Raw genomic sequence first — 17,425 nt, forward strand, 5'->3', positions numbered from 1 at the left:
CGGCGACCGGGCACGTTGTGGGGAGGCATCGTGACAAGCGAAGAGCAGATGCTCGACATCTGGAAGAACGTTTCCGGTCGCCCGGTGGGGCCGGACACCGACTTCTTCGACGATCTCGAAGGCGATTCGATGGCGGCGGCGGCCATCGTGCACTGGGTGAACATCGTCTTCGGCGTGCAACTACCGATGATCGAGGTTTTCGACCGGCCCACCCCGGCGGAGCTGGCCGGTGTGGTGGACGAACTGAGGGCCGCCGCCCGGTAGCCGGCGCACCGCTCTCCCTCGCCCGGCCACCAGGCCTCACTGGTCGGCCGTACTCCAGAGACTGTCCGGAGCGCACCTCCGGCGGGGCATTCGTACCGCTTCGTTCAACCCGCACCCAGAGGGAACGTCATGGACATCGCCAGATCGGAGCACCACCCCTCCTCCGCCAGCGCCCCACCGGCCCCGCCGCTGGCACCGTCCCGCGCGGACGCCGTGGGCGCCCGTTCGGCGCCGCTGAGCGACCTGCAGTACGCGTACCTGCTCGGCGAGCTGGGCAACTTCCAGCTCGGCGGCCCCGCCCTCTTCTTCGAGGAGTACGCCTGCCAGGAGCTGGACGTCCGGGCGTTCAGCGCGGCCCTGCACCAGCTCATGGCCCGGCACGAGATGCTCCGCGCGTCGTTCGACGAGGCGGGCCTGCTGCACGTCCAGGACGAGCTGCCGGTGCCGCTGACCTACCGGTCGCTGCGTGGTCAGCCGGAACAGTTCTGCCGGCGGCTGCTCACCCGCAACCGCGAGCGCTGCTACGACGAGGGGCCACCGCGACGCGTCGGGCACGCTCCGTTCGAGATCTTCGTCTTCGCGCTGGACACCCACGTCGTGGTGCAGGTGTGCGCGCGGCTGCTGGCCATCGACGGCTTCTCGGGTGAGATCTTCGCCCAGGAGCTGCGGGCACTGCTGAACGGTGAGTCCCTGCCCCCGCTGCGGTACACCTTCCGGGAGTACCGCAACGAGTGCGAGCGACGCACCGAGAGCGACGCGCACGAGCAGGCCCGTCGGTACTGGCTGGACCGGCTGGACAGCCTGCCCGCCGCGCCGGAGCTGCCCCGCCGCCGGACGACCAGCGATCCCAGCCCCCGCCTGGTGCGTCGGGTCTTCAAGCTGACCCCGGAGCAGTGGGTCGGCCTGGCCGCGCGGATCAGGAAGAACCGGCTCACCGGCACGATGGTGCTCGGCACGGCCTTCTGCGAGGTGCTGCGGCACTGGTCCAAGAACGCCGACTTCACCATCAACATCATGTACGGCGACCGGCTGCCCTTCCACCCGGAGGTCGACAAGCTCATCGGCAACTTCAGCAGCACCCTGCTGATGGAGTGCCGGCAGAGTCCGGGCGACACCTTCCTCGACCGGGCCCGGGCCTGGCGTCGGCAGCTGCTCCAGGACATGGCGCACTCGTCCTTCGGCGGGGTCTCCGTCATCCGGCAGCTCAACCAGCGGACGGGCAACGCCCGCAACGCGCTGATGCCGGTGGTCTTCACCAGCATGCTCGGCGTCGGGGAGCCGGACAGCGGGGTCTTCCTGGAGCACCTCGGCTGGCAGCGGCTGGAGGGCCGGGTGCGGACCCCCCAGGTCGCGCTGGACCACCAGGTGTTCGTGGCCGGCAACGCCCTCGTCACCACCTGGGACAGCGCTGACGACCTGTACCCGGCCGGCATGATCGACGACATGTTCGCGGCCTACCGGTCCCTGCTCGTCCGGCTGGCCACCGAGGACGCGGCGTGGGAGACGGAGTCGTTCGACCTCACCCCGGCGGCCCAGTTGAAGATCCGCGAGCAGGTCAACAACACCGCCGCCCCGGCCCGGGTGGCCACCATGCACCAGCTCTTCGCAGAGCAGGCGCAACGGCAGCCGGACCGGCCCGCGGTGATCGCCGAGGGCCGGGAGATCACCTACGCCCAGCTCGCCGACCGGGCCAACGCCCTCGCCGCGGAGCTGGTCGAGGCCGGGGTCCGGCCGGGCGAGCTGGTCGGCGTGCAGGCGCTCCGCGGGGCACACCAGATCACCGCCCTGCTCGGGGTGCTGATGGCCGGCGCGGCGTACGTGCCGGTCTCGCCCCAGTGGCCCCGGCGTCGGCGTGAGCAGGTGGCCGAGATCTGCGGACTGCGGGTGCTGCTGGCCGACCGCAGCGTCCAGGGTGAGGAGCCGTACCCGGGCGCGCGGACCGTCGACATCGCCACCGCCGTCGCCCGGCAGGACGGCGCGGCGGCTCCGGCGGTGGAGGTCAGCCCGGACTCGCTGGCGTACGTCATCTTCACCTCCGGCACCTCGGGCACGCCGAAGGGCGTGATGATCTCGCACGGCAGTGTCGTCAACACCCTCGTCGACATCAACGAGCGGTTCGGGCTCAGCCCCCGCGACCGGGTGCTCGCCGTCTCCGACTACACGTTCGACCTGTCGGTGTGGGACGTGTTCGGGATGCTCGCCGCGGGCGGGGCGGTGGTCGTCCCGACCGCCGGGCAGGAACGGGAGGTCACCCACCTCTACGAGCTGTGTCAGGCCACCGGGGTGACGGTGTGGAACAGCGTGCCGGCCTACCTGGCGATGTTCGTGGAGTTCGTCCGCACCAGCGGTCGTCCCCCGCTCGGCGAGCTGCGGCTGGCGATGGTCAGCGGCGACTGGGTGCCGATCAACCTCGGCGCGGAGCTGGCCGAGATCGCCCCGCACGCGGCGTGCGCCAGTCTCGGGGGTGCGACCGAGGCGTCCATCTGGTCCAACTACCACCCGGTGCCGGTGCGGGTGCCGTCGCACTGGATCTCGATCCCGTACGGCCATCCGCTGCGCAACCAGCGTTTCCAGGTGCTCGACGCCCGGTTGCGGGACCGCCCCGACTGGGTGCCCGGTGAGCTGTTCATCGGCGGGCGCGGCCTCGCCGTGGGCTACCTGGGCGACGAGGAGTTGACCGCCGCGTCGTTCCTGGTGCACCCGCGGCAGCAGGAACGGATCTACCGCACGGGTGACTGGGCCCGCTACTGGCCCGACGGCACGCTGGAGTTCCTCGGCCGGGAGGACCCGCAGGTCAAGGTCAACGGCTTCCGGGTGGAGCTCGGCGAGATCGAGGCCGCGCTGCTGGCGCACCCGGCGGTCAGCGACGCGGCCGTGGTCACCCGTACCGACGGCCGAGCCGTGTCGCTCGTCGCCTTCGTGGCCTCGCCGGAACCGGCCGGCGAGTTGGTCCCGCAGCTGACCGAACACCTGACGTCCCGCCTGCCGGGCTACATGGTGCCGCGCAGCATCGACGTGGGGCAGCGACTGCCGCTGACCGCCAACGGCAAGGTCGACCGGCGGGAGCTGGCCGAGCGGGCGGCCGGCGTGGGGGCGGCCCCGCAGGTCGGCGACGACGCGCCCCGCACCGACACCGAGCGGAGCCTGGCCACGGTGTGGCAGGAGCTGCTGGAGGTGCCGGAGGTCGGCCGTTCCGTCGGCTTCTTCGCCTACGGTGGCAGCTCGCTGTTGGCGGCCCGCCTGATGAACCGCATCGAGCAGGAGTTCGGGCGGCGGTTGCCGCTGGCCACGCTCTACACCTCGGGCACCGTCGCCGAGCTCGCCGCCGTCCTCGACGCCGCCTGCCGCCCGGAGCCGACGCGCAGCCTGGTCGTCCTCTCCGACGACGGGCAGCGTCCGCTGGTCCTGGTGCATCCGGTCGGCGGTGACCTGCTGTGCTACCGCCCCCTGGTCGCCGAGCTGGGCGAGCGGTACCGGGTGCTGGGCCTGACCGCGCCGTCCCCGCCGCAGCCGGGGGTGACCATCGAGGAGCTGGCCACCCGCTATCTCGCGGAGCTCACTGCGGAGCTGGGCGACGAGCCGCCGGACCGGCCGCTCCGGTTGGCCGGCTGGTCGCTGGGCGGCGTGGTGGCGTACGAGATGGCACGGCAGTTGCACCGGCAGGGCCGGCGGTGCGCGGTGCTGCTCATCGACCCGTGGGTGGGCTGCGGCGGCCACCGCACCGTCGACGACGCGTCCCTCGTCAGGGCGTTCCTGCACAACCTGGTCGGCACGCCGGTGGAGGTGGCCAGCGATCCGTGCGCCCCGAACGCCGCCCTGGAGACGCTCCGCCGGACGTGGGCCTCGCCGCCCCCGCAGCTCAAGGAGCTCACCGCCTGGTCGTACGCCGAGCTGCAGGCGATGTACGGGGTGTTCGAGGCCAACACCCGGGCGCTGCTGCGGTACTCCATCGTCGCCGAGGAGGGGGTGGAGGTGGACGTGGTGGAGGCGTCACGGGGGCTCGTCGGCCCGGCGTCGGGTTACCTGTCGCCGCTGCGGCACGCCGCCGCCCAGCTCCCGGTCCGGCTGCACATGCTGGAGGCCGACCACTTCACCGTGGTCGACGGGGAACACGCCGGGGCGGTGGCCCGGTTGATCGACGACATGCGGTGACCGGTCCGGGCCCGCGACGCCGGTCGTACGCGTCGCGGGCACCGGACCGCCGGTGCGGCGGCGGATCCGTCCGCCCGTCGCCCGGTCGGCGGGGTGCCGCCGGGGGGGTCAGGCGGTGGTCGTGAAGGCGGTGCGCAGGGCGTCGCGGATGCCCGGGCGGGAGCCGAAGACCAGCAGGAAGGTCGCCTCGCGGACCAGCCGCTGGGCGTGCTCGTCGAGCAGGACGGCGCGGCTGCCGGCGGTCACGGCGAGGTTCGCGCTGGCCCGCAGCGCCAGCTCCGAGGCGGCGGCCCGGGCGGCCGGCATGGTCCCGGGGTCGGCCGTGTCGAGACCGTCGCGGGCGGCGTCGAGCTGCGGGCGCAACGTCGGCTCGTCGGCCAGCTCGATCGCCCGGTCGGCGACGCCGAGCGCGAGCGAGCCGTTGAAGCGCAGCGTCGCCGGATCCCGCTGCCGCCACGCCTCCAGCGGCATCTGGTTGGTGACCCGGTCGGCGGGTACGAAGTGCTCGGTGAAGGAGACCGTCACGGTGCTGCTGGCGTTCACCGCCGACATCCGCAGCGGCTCGACGGTGAGGGTGTCGCTGCTCGCGGCGTCCACCAGCGCGAACACCAGGGTGTCGTCGGGCTGCCGGGCCGCCACGTAGATCGTGTCGACCAGCCCCCAGCCGCTCACCCAGGGCGCGTCGCCGGTGAACAGGAAGCCGCCGTCGACCGGTGTGGCCGACAGCGCCGCCGGGCCGGGCCGGACCGCCGCGCCGATCGCCAGCCCGGCCCGGCGGCGGCCGGTGGCCAGCGGCTCAAGCCAGGCCTCCCGGAGCGCGGCGTTGCCGGTGTTGGCCGCCGCCATCACCGCGTTGTGGTGCTGTGCCCAGAGGAACGTGGTGGTGAGGCAGCCGCTGGCGAGGGTCTCGATGGCCCGGCACACGGCGGGGAAGCCCGGCAGGTCGAGGCGGTTGAACTCGGGTGGCGCGGCCAGTCCGTAGAAGCCGCGCTCGGCGAGCAGGTCCAGGTGGGACAGGGGGACACGGTCGGCGCTGTCGACCGCCAGCGCGGCCGGGAAGAACACCTCGTCGGCGATCTCGCGTGCCTGTCGCAGGCTGGTGGACTCGTCGGTCGAAACGGTCATTGCGGTGCCCTCCGTTCGCGTGGCCCCGGGGGGCCGGTGGTGCGGGCCGACGGGCCGGGTGGCCGCGGCGGCTACCACGGTGGCCGGTCGGTCGACCACCGGTACTCGTCTTTGCAAGTATCCTGGCGTGTCTGTCAAAGACGAGGCAGCGCCCCCTATGATGCTAGGACATCTCCCCTGACAGATCACCCATCCGGAGGGCACCGTGGCAGGAGAACCGTCGTTCATCGAGTTTGCCGTTCCGGTTCCGGAACGCACCCGGGACTTCTACGAGGCGCTGTTCGGCTGGAAGTTCACGATGCTCACCCACGGGTCGTACATCGAGATGCCGGGCGCACCCGCGGGCCTGGAGGCCGGCTCCCACCCGGACACCGACCCCCCGCACATCATCGTCTACTTCGCTGTGGACGACCTGGCCGCGGCCGTCGAGCGGGTCAAGGAGCTGGGCGGCGAGGTGGGACCGCTGCGGCCGCCGAGCCCCCAGTACGGCGCGTTCGCCGAGTGCCGCGACAGCCAGGGCGTCGCCTTCGGTCTGCGGGAACGACCCAAGGCCGACTGACCGACGATCGCGGTGGTGGTCGACGGCGTGCCGTCGACCACCACCGCGGTCACGCCGGACCGGGACGGAACCCGGCGGCGATCCAGCCCGGGACGCGGACCCGGCCCGGGACGCGGACCCGGCGGCGATCCAGCCCGGGACGCGGACCCGGCGGCGATCCAGCCCGGGACGCGGACCCGGCGAACCGGGCCACCGCCGGCCCGAGGGCCACTCAGGACGGCGGGAGCTGCGGGTCGGCCACGACCGCCGCGGCCAGTTCCACGTAGTCCTTGACCAGCCGCCGGGCCCAGTCCGGGGTGAACCGGTCCCGGTCGCACATGAGGACGGCGGTGAGGGTGTCCTGCTGGGGCACGACGACGAACTCCAGCGCGAACCGGCTGCGCTCCAGCTGCGCCTCCAGGTCGTCCAGCTCGTCGCCGCTCATGTCGGCCCTCGGTACGAACGACCCGAGCAGCTGGAACATGACGTCGTCGGTGCGGCCCTCCCCGGTCACCGTCCCCGGCGGCAGCAACTGGGCCGGCAGCTCCTGGTGGCGCAGCCCCTCCATCACCATGTTGCGCACCTGCCGCAGCAGGTCGGTGAACGGCTCGTCGGCGGTCACCCGACCGCGCAGCAGCACCATGGAGACGAAGAAACCGACGGTGTCGCGGACCTCCGGGCGGCTGCGGTTGGCGAACAGCGAGGCCACCGTCAGGTCGCACTGGCCGGTGGCCCGGTGCAGCACCAGGTAGAACAGGGCGAGCATCACCGGGAAGACGGTGGTGCGCTGCCGGCGGGCGAGCTGGTGCAGCCCCTGGGTGACGTGCGGGTCGATGGTCAGCTCCACCGAGACCCAGGCCGGCTCGTCGGCGCCCCGGGGGACCTCGGCGCGCTCGGGCAGCCCGACCAGCCGCGCCCCGTCGAGCTGCCCCCGCCAGTGGTCGAACAGCGCCGCCGCGTCCGGCCCGGAGATCCGTTCCCGCTGCCAGGCCGCCCAGGTGGCGTACTGCCAGCCGACCTCCGGCAGTTCCTCGCCCGCGTAGAGCGCGCGGAGGTCGCGGGAGAGCAGCGCGTTGGACCAGTCGTCGCTGACGTAGTGGTGCATGGTCAGCACGAAGACGTGGTGTTCGGGGCCCACGGTGATCAGCGTGGGCCGGGTGGGCCACACGGCGAAGTCCACCGCGGTGGACAACTCGGTCACCAGGTGCTCGCGGGCGGCCCGCCGGGGGTCGGCGTGCCCCGAGACGTCCACCTGCCGCAGTTCGACAGGTCGCGGCGGGTTGACCACCTGGACCAGCTGGCGGCGGCGGGCGACGAACGTCGTGCGCAGCGACTCGTGCCGCTCGTGCAACCGGTCCACCGCGCGGCGCAGGGCGACGACGTCGCAGTCGCCGCGCAGGTGCCACACCACCTGCTCGTTGAGTGAGTGCTGCTGCCCCCGGTAGTGGTCCATCAGCCACAGGAGGCGTTGACCAACCGAAGCCGGTTCCTCTCGCATGCCGGCGACGCTACCCCAGCGGACGCGTCGTTACGAGTATTCTGAAGATACTTCGACAGTCTCCGCAAACACTCCTTGACACGAGTTTTGCGGAGCCCGAATAATCGGCGGCGGACGGGGGCGTGCACGCCGTACCGGTCCCGTCGGGAGGCCCCTATGACAGCCGTTCGCGCGCCACGGCTCAGCTTCGACGTCTCGGATCCGCAGCTGCTGGCCGACCCGTTCCCCACCTACGAGCGGCTGCGCCGCACCGGCGCGGTGCTGGCCAACGGGCCGGGGCAGTGGGTGGTACCCGGCTACCGCGAGGTGGCCGCCCTGCTCAAGGACCAGCGGCTGACCAAGACGCTACCCGAGCAGTACTACCGTTTCACCGTCGGGGATCCGGAACTCAGCGGCTTCCTGTCCGGGCAGAACCTCGGCCAGCGCAACCGGCTCGCCAGCCGGGTCCTGGTCAGCTCGTTCAGCCCCGGCCTGGTCCGACGGCTCGGCGAGCACATGACCTCGATCGTGGACGACCTGCTCGAACCCGTCCTGGCGGCGGGCCGGACGGATCTGGTCGCCGACCTCGCGCTGCCCTTCCCGCTGACGGTCATCTGCGACCTGCTCGGGGTGCCGCCGGCCGACCGGTCCCTGCTGTGGCCGCACGCGGCACAGCTGGTGCGGGCCTTCAGCGACGTCGCGTTCGACGGCGACCGCGACACCAGCGAGGCGGTCCGCTCGTTGCGGTGGCTGCGGGCGTACCTCGGCGACCTCGTCGAGGACGGCCCCGGCGGCGACAACCTGCTGACCCGGATGGCCACCACCGAGGCGGACGGGCAGCGGCTGCGCCGCGAGGAGATCGTCGACAACGCCATCACGGTCTTCTACGCCGGTTTCGAGACGTCGATGGGCATGATCACCAACGGCATCGTCGCCCTGCTGGAGCACCGTGACCAGCTGGCCCGGCTCCGGGCGGGCGAGGTCGACACCGCCACCGCCGTCGAGGAGATGCTGCGTTACGAGGCGCCGATCCAGGTGACCATGCGCAGCCCGCTCGAACCGGTGGAGGTGGCCGGGCGGGTCGTCCGCCCCGGTCGGGTGCTCTACCTGCTGGTCGGGTCCGCGAACCGGGATCCCGGGCAGTTCCCCGAGCCGGACCGCTTCGACGTCGGCCGCCGGCCCAACCAGCACCTGAGCTTCGGCGCCGGCGTGTACCACTGCCTGGGCGCCGCCCTGGCCCGCGCCGAGGGCGTCGCCGTGTTCGACCGGCTGCTGCGGCGCACCAGCGCGATCGAGTTCGACGGCGAACCGGTGCGCCGGCCGCGCTTCAACTTCCGCACGTACGACCGGGTGCCGCTCGTGGTGCGCCCGGCGTGACGGCGACCAGCAGGCGGGGCCGGACCCGCACCAGGAAGCGAGGACCGCGGTGAATCTGCACGACGACCCGGCCGAGGCCGCGTTCCGCGCGGGGCTGCGCGACTGGCTCCGGTCCCGGCTGCCGGACGACGACCCGTCCCGGTCGTGGAGCACCGACGAGCTGCGCGCGTGGAGCCGCGACCTGGCCGAGGCGGGCTACGCCGGCATCACCTGGCCCCGGGAGTACGGCGGCCGCGGGCTCAGCGCCACCTACCAGGCCATTTTCGTCGAGGAGACCGCCCGTGCGGGGGCGCCGGACCACATCAACATCATCGGCATGAACATGGTCGGTCCGACGCTCATCGCCCACGGCACCGACGCGCAGAAGTCGCGGTACCTGCCCGGCATCCTGTCCGGTCGTACCCTGTTCTGTCAGGGGTTCTCCGAGCCGGAGGCCGGCTCGGACCTGGCGGCGGTCCGCACCGCCGCCCGGCGGGCGGAACCGGACGGCTACCTGCTCGACGGGGAGAAGGTCTGGTCGTCCTACGCCCACCTGGCCGACCACTGCCTGCTGCTGGCCCGCACCGGCCCCGCCGAACCGAAGCACCGGGGACTGACCTGCTTCCTGCTGGACATGCGGGCGCCCGGGGTGAAGGTGTCGCCCCTGCGGCAGCTCAACGGCGACACCGACTTCAACCAGATCGTCCTGGTCGACGCGCCGGTCGGTGACGCCGACGTGGTGGGCGAGGTGGGCCGGGGCTGGTCGGTGGCGCTGTCCACGCTGGCCCACGAGCGGGGCACCTTCGGGATCACCCTCACCGCCCGGTTGGTCGCCCAGTTCGACCGGTTGCTGCGCCTGGTGCGCGAGGCCGACGCCGCGGGCGACCCGGCGGTACGCCGCGAGCTGGCCGTGCTGCACGCGCGCCTGCAGGGGCTGCGGTACACCGGCTACCGGTCGCTGGCCACGCTGCGCCGCTCCGGCGAGCCCGGCGCCGAGGCGTCGATCCTCAAGCTCGAATGGTCGCTGCTGCACCAGCGGGTCTGCGCGCTCGCGCTGCGGGTCCAGGGTCCGGCCGCGCTGCTCGACGGCGCGGACGCCGCCTGGCAGGGGTACTGGCAGCGGCAGCGGCTGCGCAGCAGGGCGAACACGATCGAGGGTGGCACCTCCGAGATCCTCCGCGGGATCGTCGCCGAGCGCGTGCTGGGCCTGCCCAGATCCCGCCAGTGACCACCGGCCCGCGACGACACGGAGAAGACCATGGACTTTGCCCTCACCGATGAGCAGCAGGAGATCCGGCGGGCCGCGCGGGACCACCTCGAGCGGCGGTATCCGGCCTCGCGGGTGTGCGCCCTGGCGGAGTGCCCCGGCGGGAGCGAGGCGGGGGCCTGGCCGGAGCTGACCCGGCAGGGCTGGCTGGACGACGACCTCGGCATGGTCGAGCTGACGCTGCTGGCCGAGGAGAGCGGGCGGTGCCTGCACCCGACGCCGTGGTGGACGACCGTCGCCCTGGCCGCGCCGTACCTGCGGGCCGCCGGGGAGCCGCTGAGCCTGCCGGCGACCGTCGCCGACGGCGCCCCGGAGGGTGCCGCGCCTACCGGCGCGGGGACGGTGCACGCCACCCGGTCGCGGCAGGGCTGGCTGCTCACCGGGCAGGTGCCGGCGGTGCCCCAGGCGGGGGCGGTGCGCTGTGTGGTGGTCCGCGCCCACACCGACGAGGGACCGGCCGTCTTCGCCTGCGACACCGGGTCGACCGGGCTGGTCGTGCAGGAGCTGTCCACCCTGGACACGCTGCGTCGGATGGCCCGGCTCCGGTGGGACGACACCCCGGCCCGGCTGCTCGTCGAGCCGGCCGACACCCCGCGGGTGGCCCGCCTGGCCCGGCTGCGCGGCGGGGTGCTGCTGGCCGCCGAGGCGGTCGGGGTCGCGGCGGGCGCACTGGAGATGGCGGTCGCCCACGCCCGGCTGCGGGAGCAGTTCGGGCGGCCGATCGGCAGCTTCCAGGCCGTCGCGCACCAGCTGACCGACGCGTACGTCGACACCGAGTCGGCCCGGTCGCTGGCGTACCGGGCGGCCTGGCTGGTAGGGGACGAGGCGTCCCCGGCGGGCGCGCAGGCGGTCGACGAGGCGGTGCTGGTGGCGCGCGGCGCGGCCGTCCGCACCTGCGAGACCGCCGTCCAGGTCACCGGCGGGATGGGGGTGACGTGGGAGTTCCCGCTGCACCGCTGGTTGCGCCGCGCGCTGTGGCTGGAGGCCTTCCCGGGGTTCGGCGACGATCCGCACGACCGGGTGGCCGAACGGCTGCTCCGGCCCGACGATCCGGGCGAGTTCACCCCGACCACGCCCGAGGGGCGCTAGCGTGACGCCTTCCATCGACGACGAGGAGTCCGCAGTGGTCAGCCACGAAACGGTCAGCAGTATCGCCCTGTCGCTCCCCGGAGCGCACCAGTCGGCCCACTTCGACGTGACCGACTTCCGGGTCAACAACAAGATCTTCTGCACCCTGCCCAAGCCCGGGGTGATGGGGATGCGGATCGACGTCGCCGAGCAGGCGGCGCTCATCCACCAGGACCCGGCGACCTTCTCGGCGCCGAACAACAAGTACGGGCAGAGCGGTTGGACGTTCGTCGAGCTGGCGACCGTCGACCCGACGCAACTGCAAGAGCTGATCACCGATGCATGGCGCCGGCTCGCGTCCAGGAAGCTGCAGGCCGAGTTCGACGAGGCCGGTTCCTGACGCCCGCCGCGCGACTCCGGCGGCCAGCGGCCGTCGGCACCTCACGCGAAGGAACGGAGACACCCGTGGGCACCAGGCGCACCATCGACGCCGACTCGATCTTCAAGCTGCTCGAACTCGGCGACTACCTCCTGCCGTACACCATCCGCGCCGTGTGCCTGCTCGGCGTGGCGGACCACCTGGTGGACGGGCCGGTGCCGATGTCCCGGCTGGCCCAGGCGACCGGAACGCACGAGCCGACACTGCGCAAGACGCTGGAGTACCTGGCGACCCGGGACGTGTTCGAGCTGGTCGAGCCGGACGCCGTGGGGCTGACCCCGCTGTCGGACCTGCTGCGCGAGCAGCACCCCTACTCGGCACGCGAAATCTTCCTGTCGCCGGTCGCGTGCACCCGGGCGATGGAGGGCCTCGCCGAGTCGATCCGGACCGGCGGCCCCGCGTTCGACGTGGTGCACGGCCGGTCCATGTGGGACCACCTGCGCGCCCAGCCCGAGGACGGCGAGGCGTTCGACAAGGTGATGAGCGGGGTCACCGGCATGGAGTTGCTGGCGGTGCTGCGGGCCTGCGACTGGCGGCGGTTCGGCAGCATCGTCGACGTCGGCGGCGGCAACGGCGGTTTCCTGGCCAGTCTGCTGCGCCGGGTCCGGGGCAGCCGGGGGGTGCTGTTCGACCTGCCGGGCGTGGTGGCCAACGCCCCCGAGGTGTTCGCCGCCGCCGGGGTCGCCGACCGGGTGGAGGTGGTGGCGGGCAGCTTCCTGGAGGGGCCGATCCCGCCCGGCGGCGACGCGTACGTGCTCAAGCGCATCCTCTACAGCTGGAGCGACGACGAGGTCGTCGGCATCCTCGGCCGGGTCCGCTCGGCGATGAAGCCGCACAGTCGGCTGTTCATCATGGAGGCCGGGCGGCAGGAGGCCGAGGTGCCCGCCCTGGCCCGCCGGATGGACCTGCTCATGCACACCCTGACCGCGGGCGGCGCGCGGACCCTCGACCACCAGGGCGAACTGCTCGGCCGGGCCGGGCTGGAGCTGGTCCGCAGCGTCTCCACCCCGATGTTCCCGATCATCGAGGCAGCGCCCGCGTGACCGGCCTGCTCGGCTGGCTGGACCGGCCCGACGAGCGGCGCGGCATCCGGTTCGCCGAGCCGGACGGCTCGTGGCGGCTGTGGTCGTACGCCGAGCTGGCGACGCTGGTGCGCCGGTACGCGGCGGCGCTGCGCGACGCCGGGGTGGGCGCGGGCGACGTGGTGTCGATCGTGGAGACCACCGGGCCCCGGTTCGTGGGGCTGCTGTTCGGCAGCATGGTGGCCGGTGCCGCCGCCTCGCCGGTGGCGCCGCCGCCGCCCTTCGGCGACCGGGAGCGCTGGGCCGGGCACCTGCGGGGCGTGCTGCGGGCCAGCGCGCCCCGGCTGGTCGTGCACGACCCCGCGCTGTCGCTGGTCGCCGAGGTGTGCGCCGGGGAGGGTGTGCCGGCGTACGACGGCGAGGGGCTGCTCACCGGGGCGGTGGCCGACCGGCGGACGCCGGAGCCGGCCGGGCTGGCCCTGGTGCAGTTCACCTCGGGCAGCAGCGGACTGGTGCGCGGGGTACGGGTGCACCATCAGGCGCTGGCGGCCACCGTCGCCGGCATCCAGCGGTGGCTGCGGATGACACCGGACGATCCGACCGCCTCCTGGCTGCCCGTGCACCACGACATGGGGCTGGTCGGCTGTCTGCTGGCACCGGTGGCCACCGGCTCGGACCTGTGGCTGATGTCGCCCGGCGACTTCGTCCGGCGGCCGGTGCGGTATCTGGAGTGCTTCGGCCTGCGGGGTGCCCGGCTGACCGCGATGCCGGCCTTCGGGCTGGACCACATCGTGCGGCGGGTGCCCCGGGCGGCGCTGGCCGGGATGGACTTCTCCGGATGGCGGGCGGTGATCGTCGGCGCGGAGCGGATCCGACCGGCGCTGCTGACGGAGTTCGCCCGCTTCACCGCACCGCACGGGCTGCGTCGTGCGGCGCTGCTGCCCGCGTACGGGCTGGCCGAGGCGACGTTGTCGGTGACCGGCGTACCGCTGGACACCGGTTGGCGGACCGTCACCGTCGAGCAGGGCGCGGTGGTGGGCTGCGGGCGTCCGCTCGCGGACGCCCGGGTGACGGTGGTGGACGACGACGGGCGTGCCGTCGCCGACGGCACGGTCGGCGAGATCGTGGTGCGCGGCCCCGCCGTGGCCGCGGGCTACCTGCCGGCGGACGCCGACGGTACCGCCAGCGGTACCCGGCTGGCCGACGGCGAACTGCGCACCGGGGACGCCGGCTTCCTCGACGACGGCGAGCTGTTCGTGCTGGGTCGCCTCGGCGACGGGGTCAAGGTGCGCGGCCGGATGCTGCTCGCCGAGGACGTCGAGGCGACGGCGACCGCGGCCTGCGGTGCGCCCGCCGGGCGGATCACCGCCCTGCTCGGGCAGGTCGGTGACGCGCCCCGGGTGGTGCTGCTGCTGGTCCGCCCCGAGCCGGGTTGGTTGCCGGCGGCCCGGGCCGCCGCCGAGGCGGTGGCCGAGGGGGTACCGGTGACGGCGCTGGTCGTGCCGCCGGGTGTGGTGGCGCGGACCAGCAGCGGCAAGCCCCGCCGCCGCCTGATGTGGCAGGACCACCTCGCCGGGCGGCTCGCCGCAACGGTGCCGACCGCCGTGCCCGTGGCACCGTAACCGGACCGTCAGCGCGGCCGGGCGGTCAACGCGGCCGGGCGGTGGTCGGCCCGAAGGCCTCGCGGAGGTGGTCGAGTACCTCGGCCTGCCGGTCGATCAGGTAGAAGTGGTGTCCGGGCAGCACCCGGAGGTGGAACTCCCCGGTGGTGCGGCGTCGCCAGTCGGCGACCTCGGGCACGTGCGCCTCCGGGTCGTCGTCGCCGGTGATCGCGGTGACCGGCACCGACAGCGGTGCGCCGAGGGTGGGCCGGTACGTCTCGACGAGGCGGTAGTCGGCCCGCAGGGTGGGCAGCAGGGCGGTGCGCAGCTCCGGGTGCGCCAGCGTCTCGTCGGTGGTGCCGCCGAGGCGGCGCAGCTCGTCCCAGAGCTCCTCGTCGCTGCCGAGGTGCTTGACGCCCGGCCGGTGGTGCTGCGGGGCCGGACGGCCGGAGACGATCAGCCGGCGCGGCGGCAGCCCGAGACCGTGTTCGAGCCGGTGCGCCACCTCGTACGCGACGGCCGCGCCCATGCTGTGCCCGAACAGGGTGAGGTCGTCTCGCAGCAGCGGTTGCAACGCGGCGACGATCCCGTCGACCATCGTGTCCATGTCCGTCACGCACGGCTCGTGGATGCGGTCCAGCCGGCCGGGGTACTGCACCGCCACGACCTCCACCTCGGCGGGCAGCCGGACGGCCCACTGCCGGTAGAAGGTCGCGTTGCCGCTGGCGAACGGGAAGCAGACCAGCCGCCTGGTCGCGGCCGGACGCGGCCGGTAGCGGCGCAACCAGGAGGTGGTCGGCGCGTTCGTCGTCACGAGCCGGCCGCCTTGTCACCGGCGGCGGCGATGGCGGCGATGTCCTCGTCGGTCAGCGGCCGGGGCGGGGTGGAGGAGAGCAGCTCCGGCGGCCCGAGCCGCAGGGTCAGGTCCTGCCACAGCTTGCACAGCGACAGGTGGTGCTGGCCGCGGCGCAACGGGTCCTGCCGCTCCTCGACGGCCTGACGCAGCTCGGTGAGGGCGTGCGCGATGCCCGCCGGCCACAGGCTGCGGAAGATGTGCCGGTACGACGGCACGGTGGCCGGCCCGAGCACCACGGCGCTGGGCGCCTGCGCGTCGTCCGGCATGGTGGCGTAGTGCGGGTCGGCGTTGGGGTCGGCGACCTCGCGGGGGAAGTCGGGGCGGGCCGACCAGACGACCGGTCCGTGGGTGTTGACCAGGGTGAGGTTCCCGGCCTCCGTGCCGATGCTGATCCGGTGCATCAGGTGGGCGTAGTTGTCCGGGTCGGCGGGGTCCATCTGGTTCTGCACCCGGAGGGTGACCGGCACCCCGGCCAGCACCCCGTCGAGGCTGCGGAACGGGATGTCCAGAGAGGTCGAGGCGCGCACCGGCGGGGTCGACTCCGGCAGGTCACCGAAGACGAAGGGGCGCACCCCGCCGAGGGCCTGCCCGAGGATGTCCAGCAGGGAGTACGCGAGCTGGAACCCGGCCGCCGCGTCGACGTAGAGCGGGCGTTGCCGCCGGGTCAGCTCCTGCGCCGCCGCGACGAACCGGCGGACCGGGGCGACGTGGGTGTAGAACGGGTTCAGGTGGTAGACGACCCCGTGCCGGCGGGCGGTGCGCAGGTTCTCCGCCAGCTCGTCGTGGTGCAGGGGGTGCTCCTGGAGCACGTGGATGCCCCGGGCCATCAGGGCGCGGGCCAGCTCCGAGCCGCGGCCGCCGAGCAGGCCGCCCCGGATCACCACGCACGCCATGTCGATGTCGTCGGGCAGCTGCTCCGGATCGGTGTACAGCGGTGCGCCGTAGCGGCGGGCGCAGGCCCGGGAGCGTTCGCTGCCGGCGGCGACCACCCCGGCCAGTTCGAAGGGCAGGTCCGGGTTGCGGAACGCCTCCAGGTAGACCTGACCGAAGCGGGCGCCGCAGACGACCACCCGGGGACGTTGCCTCACAGTGCCTCCTCCACGTGGCCGCCGACACCGGCGGCGTCGCTGTCGTACACACTCAGGTCGCTCACCTCGGCGGAGCCGGTGAGCAGGTCGACCGCGAACCGCGGGTCGAGCGCCTCGCCCGCGTGGTGCAGGCCGGCGGGCAGGGTTCCCCCGGTGAGCGCCGCCACGGCGACGGCGGCGAACACGCCGGTCAGCGCGCTGGCGCTCGCGCCGCGCAGCACCAGGGTCCGGGCGTCACCGGCCGCGGTGGTCAGCTCCACCACGATCAGCTGGTACGTCGGCTGCCCGAAGGTGTCGAGTTCGGCGGCGCGGCGCAGGGCCTCGGGGGCGTCCCCACCGCCGGGGGGCTGCCGCAGCACCTGCGCGACGTGCGGGCCGGCGAAGACGGAGTACCAGGTGGCGTCGGCGACGCCCAGGCTCCGGGCCACCCGTTCCAGTTCGGTGCTCAGGTAGGGCACGGCCGTGGCCGGCTCCGGGAAGAACGGCAGCTCGACGTCGGTGCGGGTGGGCAGTGGCCGCGCGGCCCGGACGCCCCCGGTCAACGCCGCCCCGGCCTGGCCGAACCCCTCCCCCACCCGCAGGTAGTCGGCGGCGGCGGTGGCGGTGAACCGGTCACGGCCACCGAGGTAGCCCAGCACCGCGCGCGGCGGTGCGGACCCGGTGGCGGCGAGGTGGCGGGGCAGCAGCGCGCTCAGGCCGGGCATCATGCCGGCGCTGATGACGGCGGTCCGCTCCGGCGCTCCCGTCACCAGTGCCCGCACCTGCTCCCACAGCACGTCGTCACCGGCGGCGTCGACGTAGTCGGCGCCGGAGGCGAGCGCCGCCCGGGCCACCCGGTCCTCGACGAGGTGTGCCGGGCCGGCGCAGTTGAGCACGACGTCGCAGCCGGCGCAGAAGCGCTGGAGCGCGTCGGTGTCGGCGAGGTCGAGGGTCTCGACGGTGGGCGGGGCGTCGCCGTCGGCGGACAGCCCGCCGCGCAGCGCGTCGAGAGGGGCGCGGCGGCGGCCGGCGAGACGCAGCGCGTGCCGGCGGTGCCGGTGCAGCTCGGTGACGGCGGCGGTGCCGACCGCGCCGGCCGCCCCGACCACGCCGACCACCGGCCGGCTCACCGGGGGCCTCCGCCGACCGGGGGCGACCCGGTGGGGTCGCCGGTGCCGCGCCGGACGCCCCGT

General features: G+C 73.9%; 14 protein-coding genes. 9 read left to right on the plus strand and 5 right to left on the minus strand.

Going from position 1 to position 17,425, the window contains the following annotated elements:
- Positions 1-30: 30 nt before the first annotated feature.
- Together GA0070623_RS07845 and GA0070623_RS07850 are read left to right on the plus strand one after the other, a co-directional pair.
- Positions 31-264 (plus strand): acyl carrier protein, encoded by a 234-nt coding sequence (locus GA0070623_RS07845; protein ID WP_089004283.1) that lies wholly within the window; start codon positions 31-33, stop codon positions 262-264.
- Between the two features lie 129 nt (positions 265-393).
- Positions 394-4,416: a non-ribosomal peptide synthetase gene (locus GA0070623_RS07850; RefSeq protein WP_084261068.1), complete on the plus strand. Its 4,023-nt coding sequence runs from the start codon at positions 394-396 to the stop codon at positions 4,414-4,416.
- A gap of 108 nt (positions 4,417-4,524) precedes the next feature.
- Here GA0070623_RS07850 and GA0070623_RS07855 read toward each other — a convergent pair whose 3' ends face one another.
- Positions 4,525-5,541 carry an acyl-CoA dehydrogenase family protein gene (locus GA0070623_RS07855; protein ID WP_067302590.1) on the minus strand — a complete coding sequence of 339 codons (1,017 nt, stop codon included), beginning with the start codon at positions 5,539-5,541 and terminating at the stop codon, positions 4,525-4,527.
- Positions 5,542-5,746: 205 nt separating this feature from the next.
- Between GA0070623_RS07855 and GA0070623_RS07860 the strand changes: the two genes are divergently transcribed.
- A complete protein-coding gene (locus GA0070623_RS07860; protein WP_067302586.1) occupies positions 5,747-6,100 on the plus strand; it encodes a VOC family protein in 354 nt (117 codons plus the stop codon).
- 211 nt (positions 6,101-6,311) lie between these two features.
- On the opposite strand, the gene GA0070623_RS07865 is transcribed toward GA0070623_RS07860, so the two are convergent.
- Positions 6,312-7,577 (minus strand): condensation domain-containing protein, encoded by a 1,266-nt coding sequence (locus GA0070623_RS07865; RefSeq protein ID WP_084261067.1) that lies wholly within the window; start codon positions 7,575-7,577, stop codon positions 6,312-6,314.
- A gap of 156 nt (positions 7,578-7,733) precedes the next feature.
- Between GA0070623_RS07865 and GA0070623_RS07870 the strand changes: the two genes are divergently transcribed.
- The 6 genes from GA0070623_RS07870 to GA0070623_RS07895 all read left to right on the plus strand — a co-directional run bounded on the left by GA0070623_RS07870 (position 7,734) and on the right by GA0070623_RS07895 (position 14,330).
- Positions 7,734-8,933: a cytochrome P450 gene (locus GA0070623_RS07870; protein ID WP_067302579.1), complete on the plus strand. Its 1,200-nt coding sequence runs from the start codon at positions 7,734-7,736 to the stop codon at positions 8,931-8,933.
- 49 nt (positions 8,934-8,982) lie between these two features.
- On the plus strand, positions 8,983-10,140 hold the full coding sequence (locus tag GA0070623_RS07875; protein WP_067302574.1) for an acyl-CoA dehydrogenase family protein: 1,158 nt from the start codon (positions 8,983-8,985) through the stop codon (positions 10,138-10,140).
- A 30-nt stretch (positions 10,141-10,170) separates the two neighbouring features.
- Positions 10,171-11,268 carry an acyl-CoA dehydrogenase family protein gene (locus tag GA0070623_RS07880; protein ID WP_084261066.1) on the plus strand — a complete coding sequence of 366 codons (1,098 nt, stop codon included), beginning with the start codon at positions 10,171-10,173 and terminating at the stop codon, positions 11,266-11,268.
- 1 nt (position 11,269) lies between these two features.
- A complete protein-coding gene (locus GA0070623_RS07885) occupies positions 11,270-11,647 on the plus strand; it encodes an MmcQ/YjbR family DNA-binding protein (protein WP_331715202.1) in 378 nt (125 codons plus the stop codon).
- A gap of 65 nt (positions 11,648-11,712) precedes the next feature.
- The gene (locus GA0070623_RS07890; protein WP_067302569.1) at positions 11,713-12,729 is read left to right on the plus strand and encodes a methyltransferase; all 1,017 of its coding nucleotides are present in this window, start codon (positions 11,713-11,715) and stop codon (positions 12,727-12,729) included.
- Positions 12,726-14,330, plus strand: a complete 1,605-nt coding sequence (locus GA0070623_RS07895; protein WP_067302566.1) for an AMP-binding protein — start codon at positions 12,726-12,728, stop codon at positions 14,328-14,330. Before GA0070623_RS07890 ends, GA0070623_RS07895 begins: the two co-directional genes overlap by 4 nt.
- Before the next feature lie 25 nt (positions 14,331-14,355).
- Here the strand turns inward: GA0070623_RS07895 and GA0070623_RS07900 are convergent, their stop codons facing one another.
- Genes GA0070623_RS07900 through GA0070623_RS07910 form a run of 3 tightly spaced genes read right to left on the minus strand, consistent with a single transcriptional unit; the run spans position 14,356 to position 17,362 of the window.
- The gene (locus tag GA0070623_RS07900) at positions 14,356-15,123 is read right to left on the minus strand and encodes a thioesterase II family protein (RefSeq protein ID WP_067302563.1); all 768 of its coding nucleotides are present in this window, start codon (positions 15,121-15,123) and stop codon (positions 14,356-14,358) included.
- Complete coding sequence (locus tag GA0070623_RS07905; RefSeq protein WP_067302560.1) at positions 15,120-16,253, minus strand: Gfo/Idh/MocA family oxidoreductase; 1,134 nt, start codon at positions 16,251-16,253, stop codon at positions 15,120-15,122. The genes GA0070623_RS07900 and GA0070623_RS07905 overlap by 4 nt, the downstream gene beginning before the upstream one ends.
- A complete protein-coding gene (locus GA0070623_RS07910; RefSeq protein ID WP_067302558.1) occupies positions 16,250-17,362 on the minus strand; it encodes a saccharopine dehydrogenase NADP-binding domain-containing protein in 1,113 nt (370 codons plus the stop codon). The genes GA0070623_RS07905 and GA0070623_RS07910 overlap by 4 nt, the downstream gene beginning before the upstream one ends.
- Between the last annotated feature and the right edge of the window lie 63 nt (positions 17,363-17,425).

It is taken from the genome of Micromonospora rifamycinica, from assembly GCF_900090265.1.
GTDB lineage: Bacteria > Actinomycetota > Actinomycetes > Mycobacteriales > Micromonosporaceae > Micromonospora > Micromonospora rifamycinica.

Coding starts and splice junctions, on each gene's coding strand:
- GA0070623_RS07850 (WP_084261068.1), top strand. CDS start 394: ATGGACATCGCCAGATCGGAGCACCACCCCTCCTCCGCCAGCGCCCCA.
- GA0070623_RS07855 (WP_067302590.1), bottom strand. CDS start 5,541: ATGACCGTTTCGACCGACGAGTCCACCAGCCTGCGACAGGCACGCGAG.
- GA0070623_RS07865 (WP_084261067.1), bottom strand. CDS start 7,577: ATGCGAGAGGAACCGGCTTCGGTTGGTCAACGCCTCCTGTGGCTGATG.
- GA0070623_RS07870 (WP_067302579.1), top strand. CDS start 7,734: ATGACAGCCGTTCGCGCGCCACGGCTCAGCTTCGACGTCTCGGATCCG.
- GA0070623_RS07880 (WP_084261066.1), top strand. CDS start 10,171: ATGGACTTTGCCCTCACCGATGAGCAGCAGGAGATCCGGCGGGCCGCG.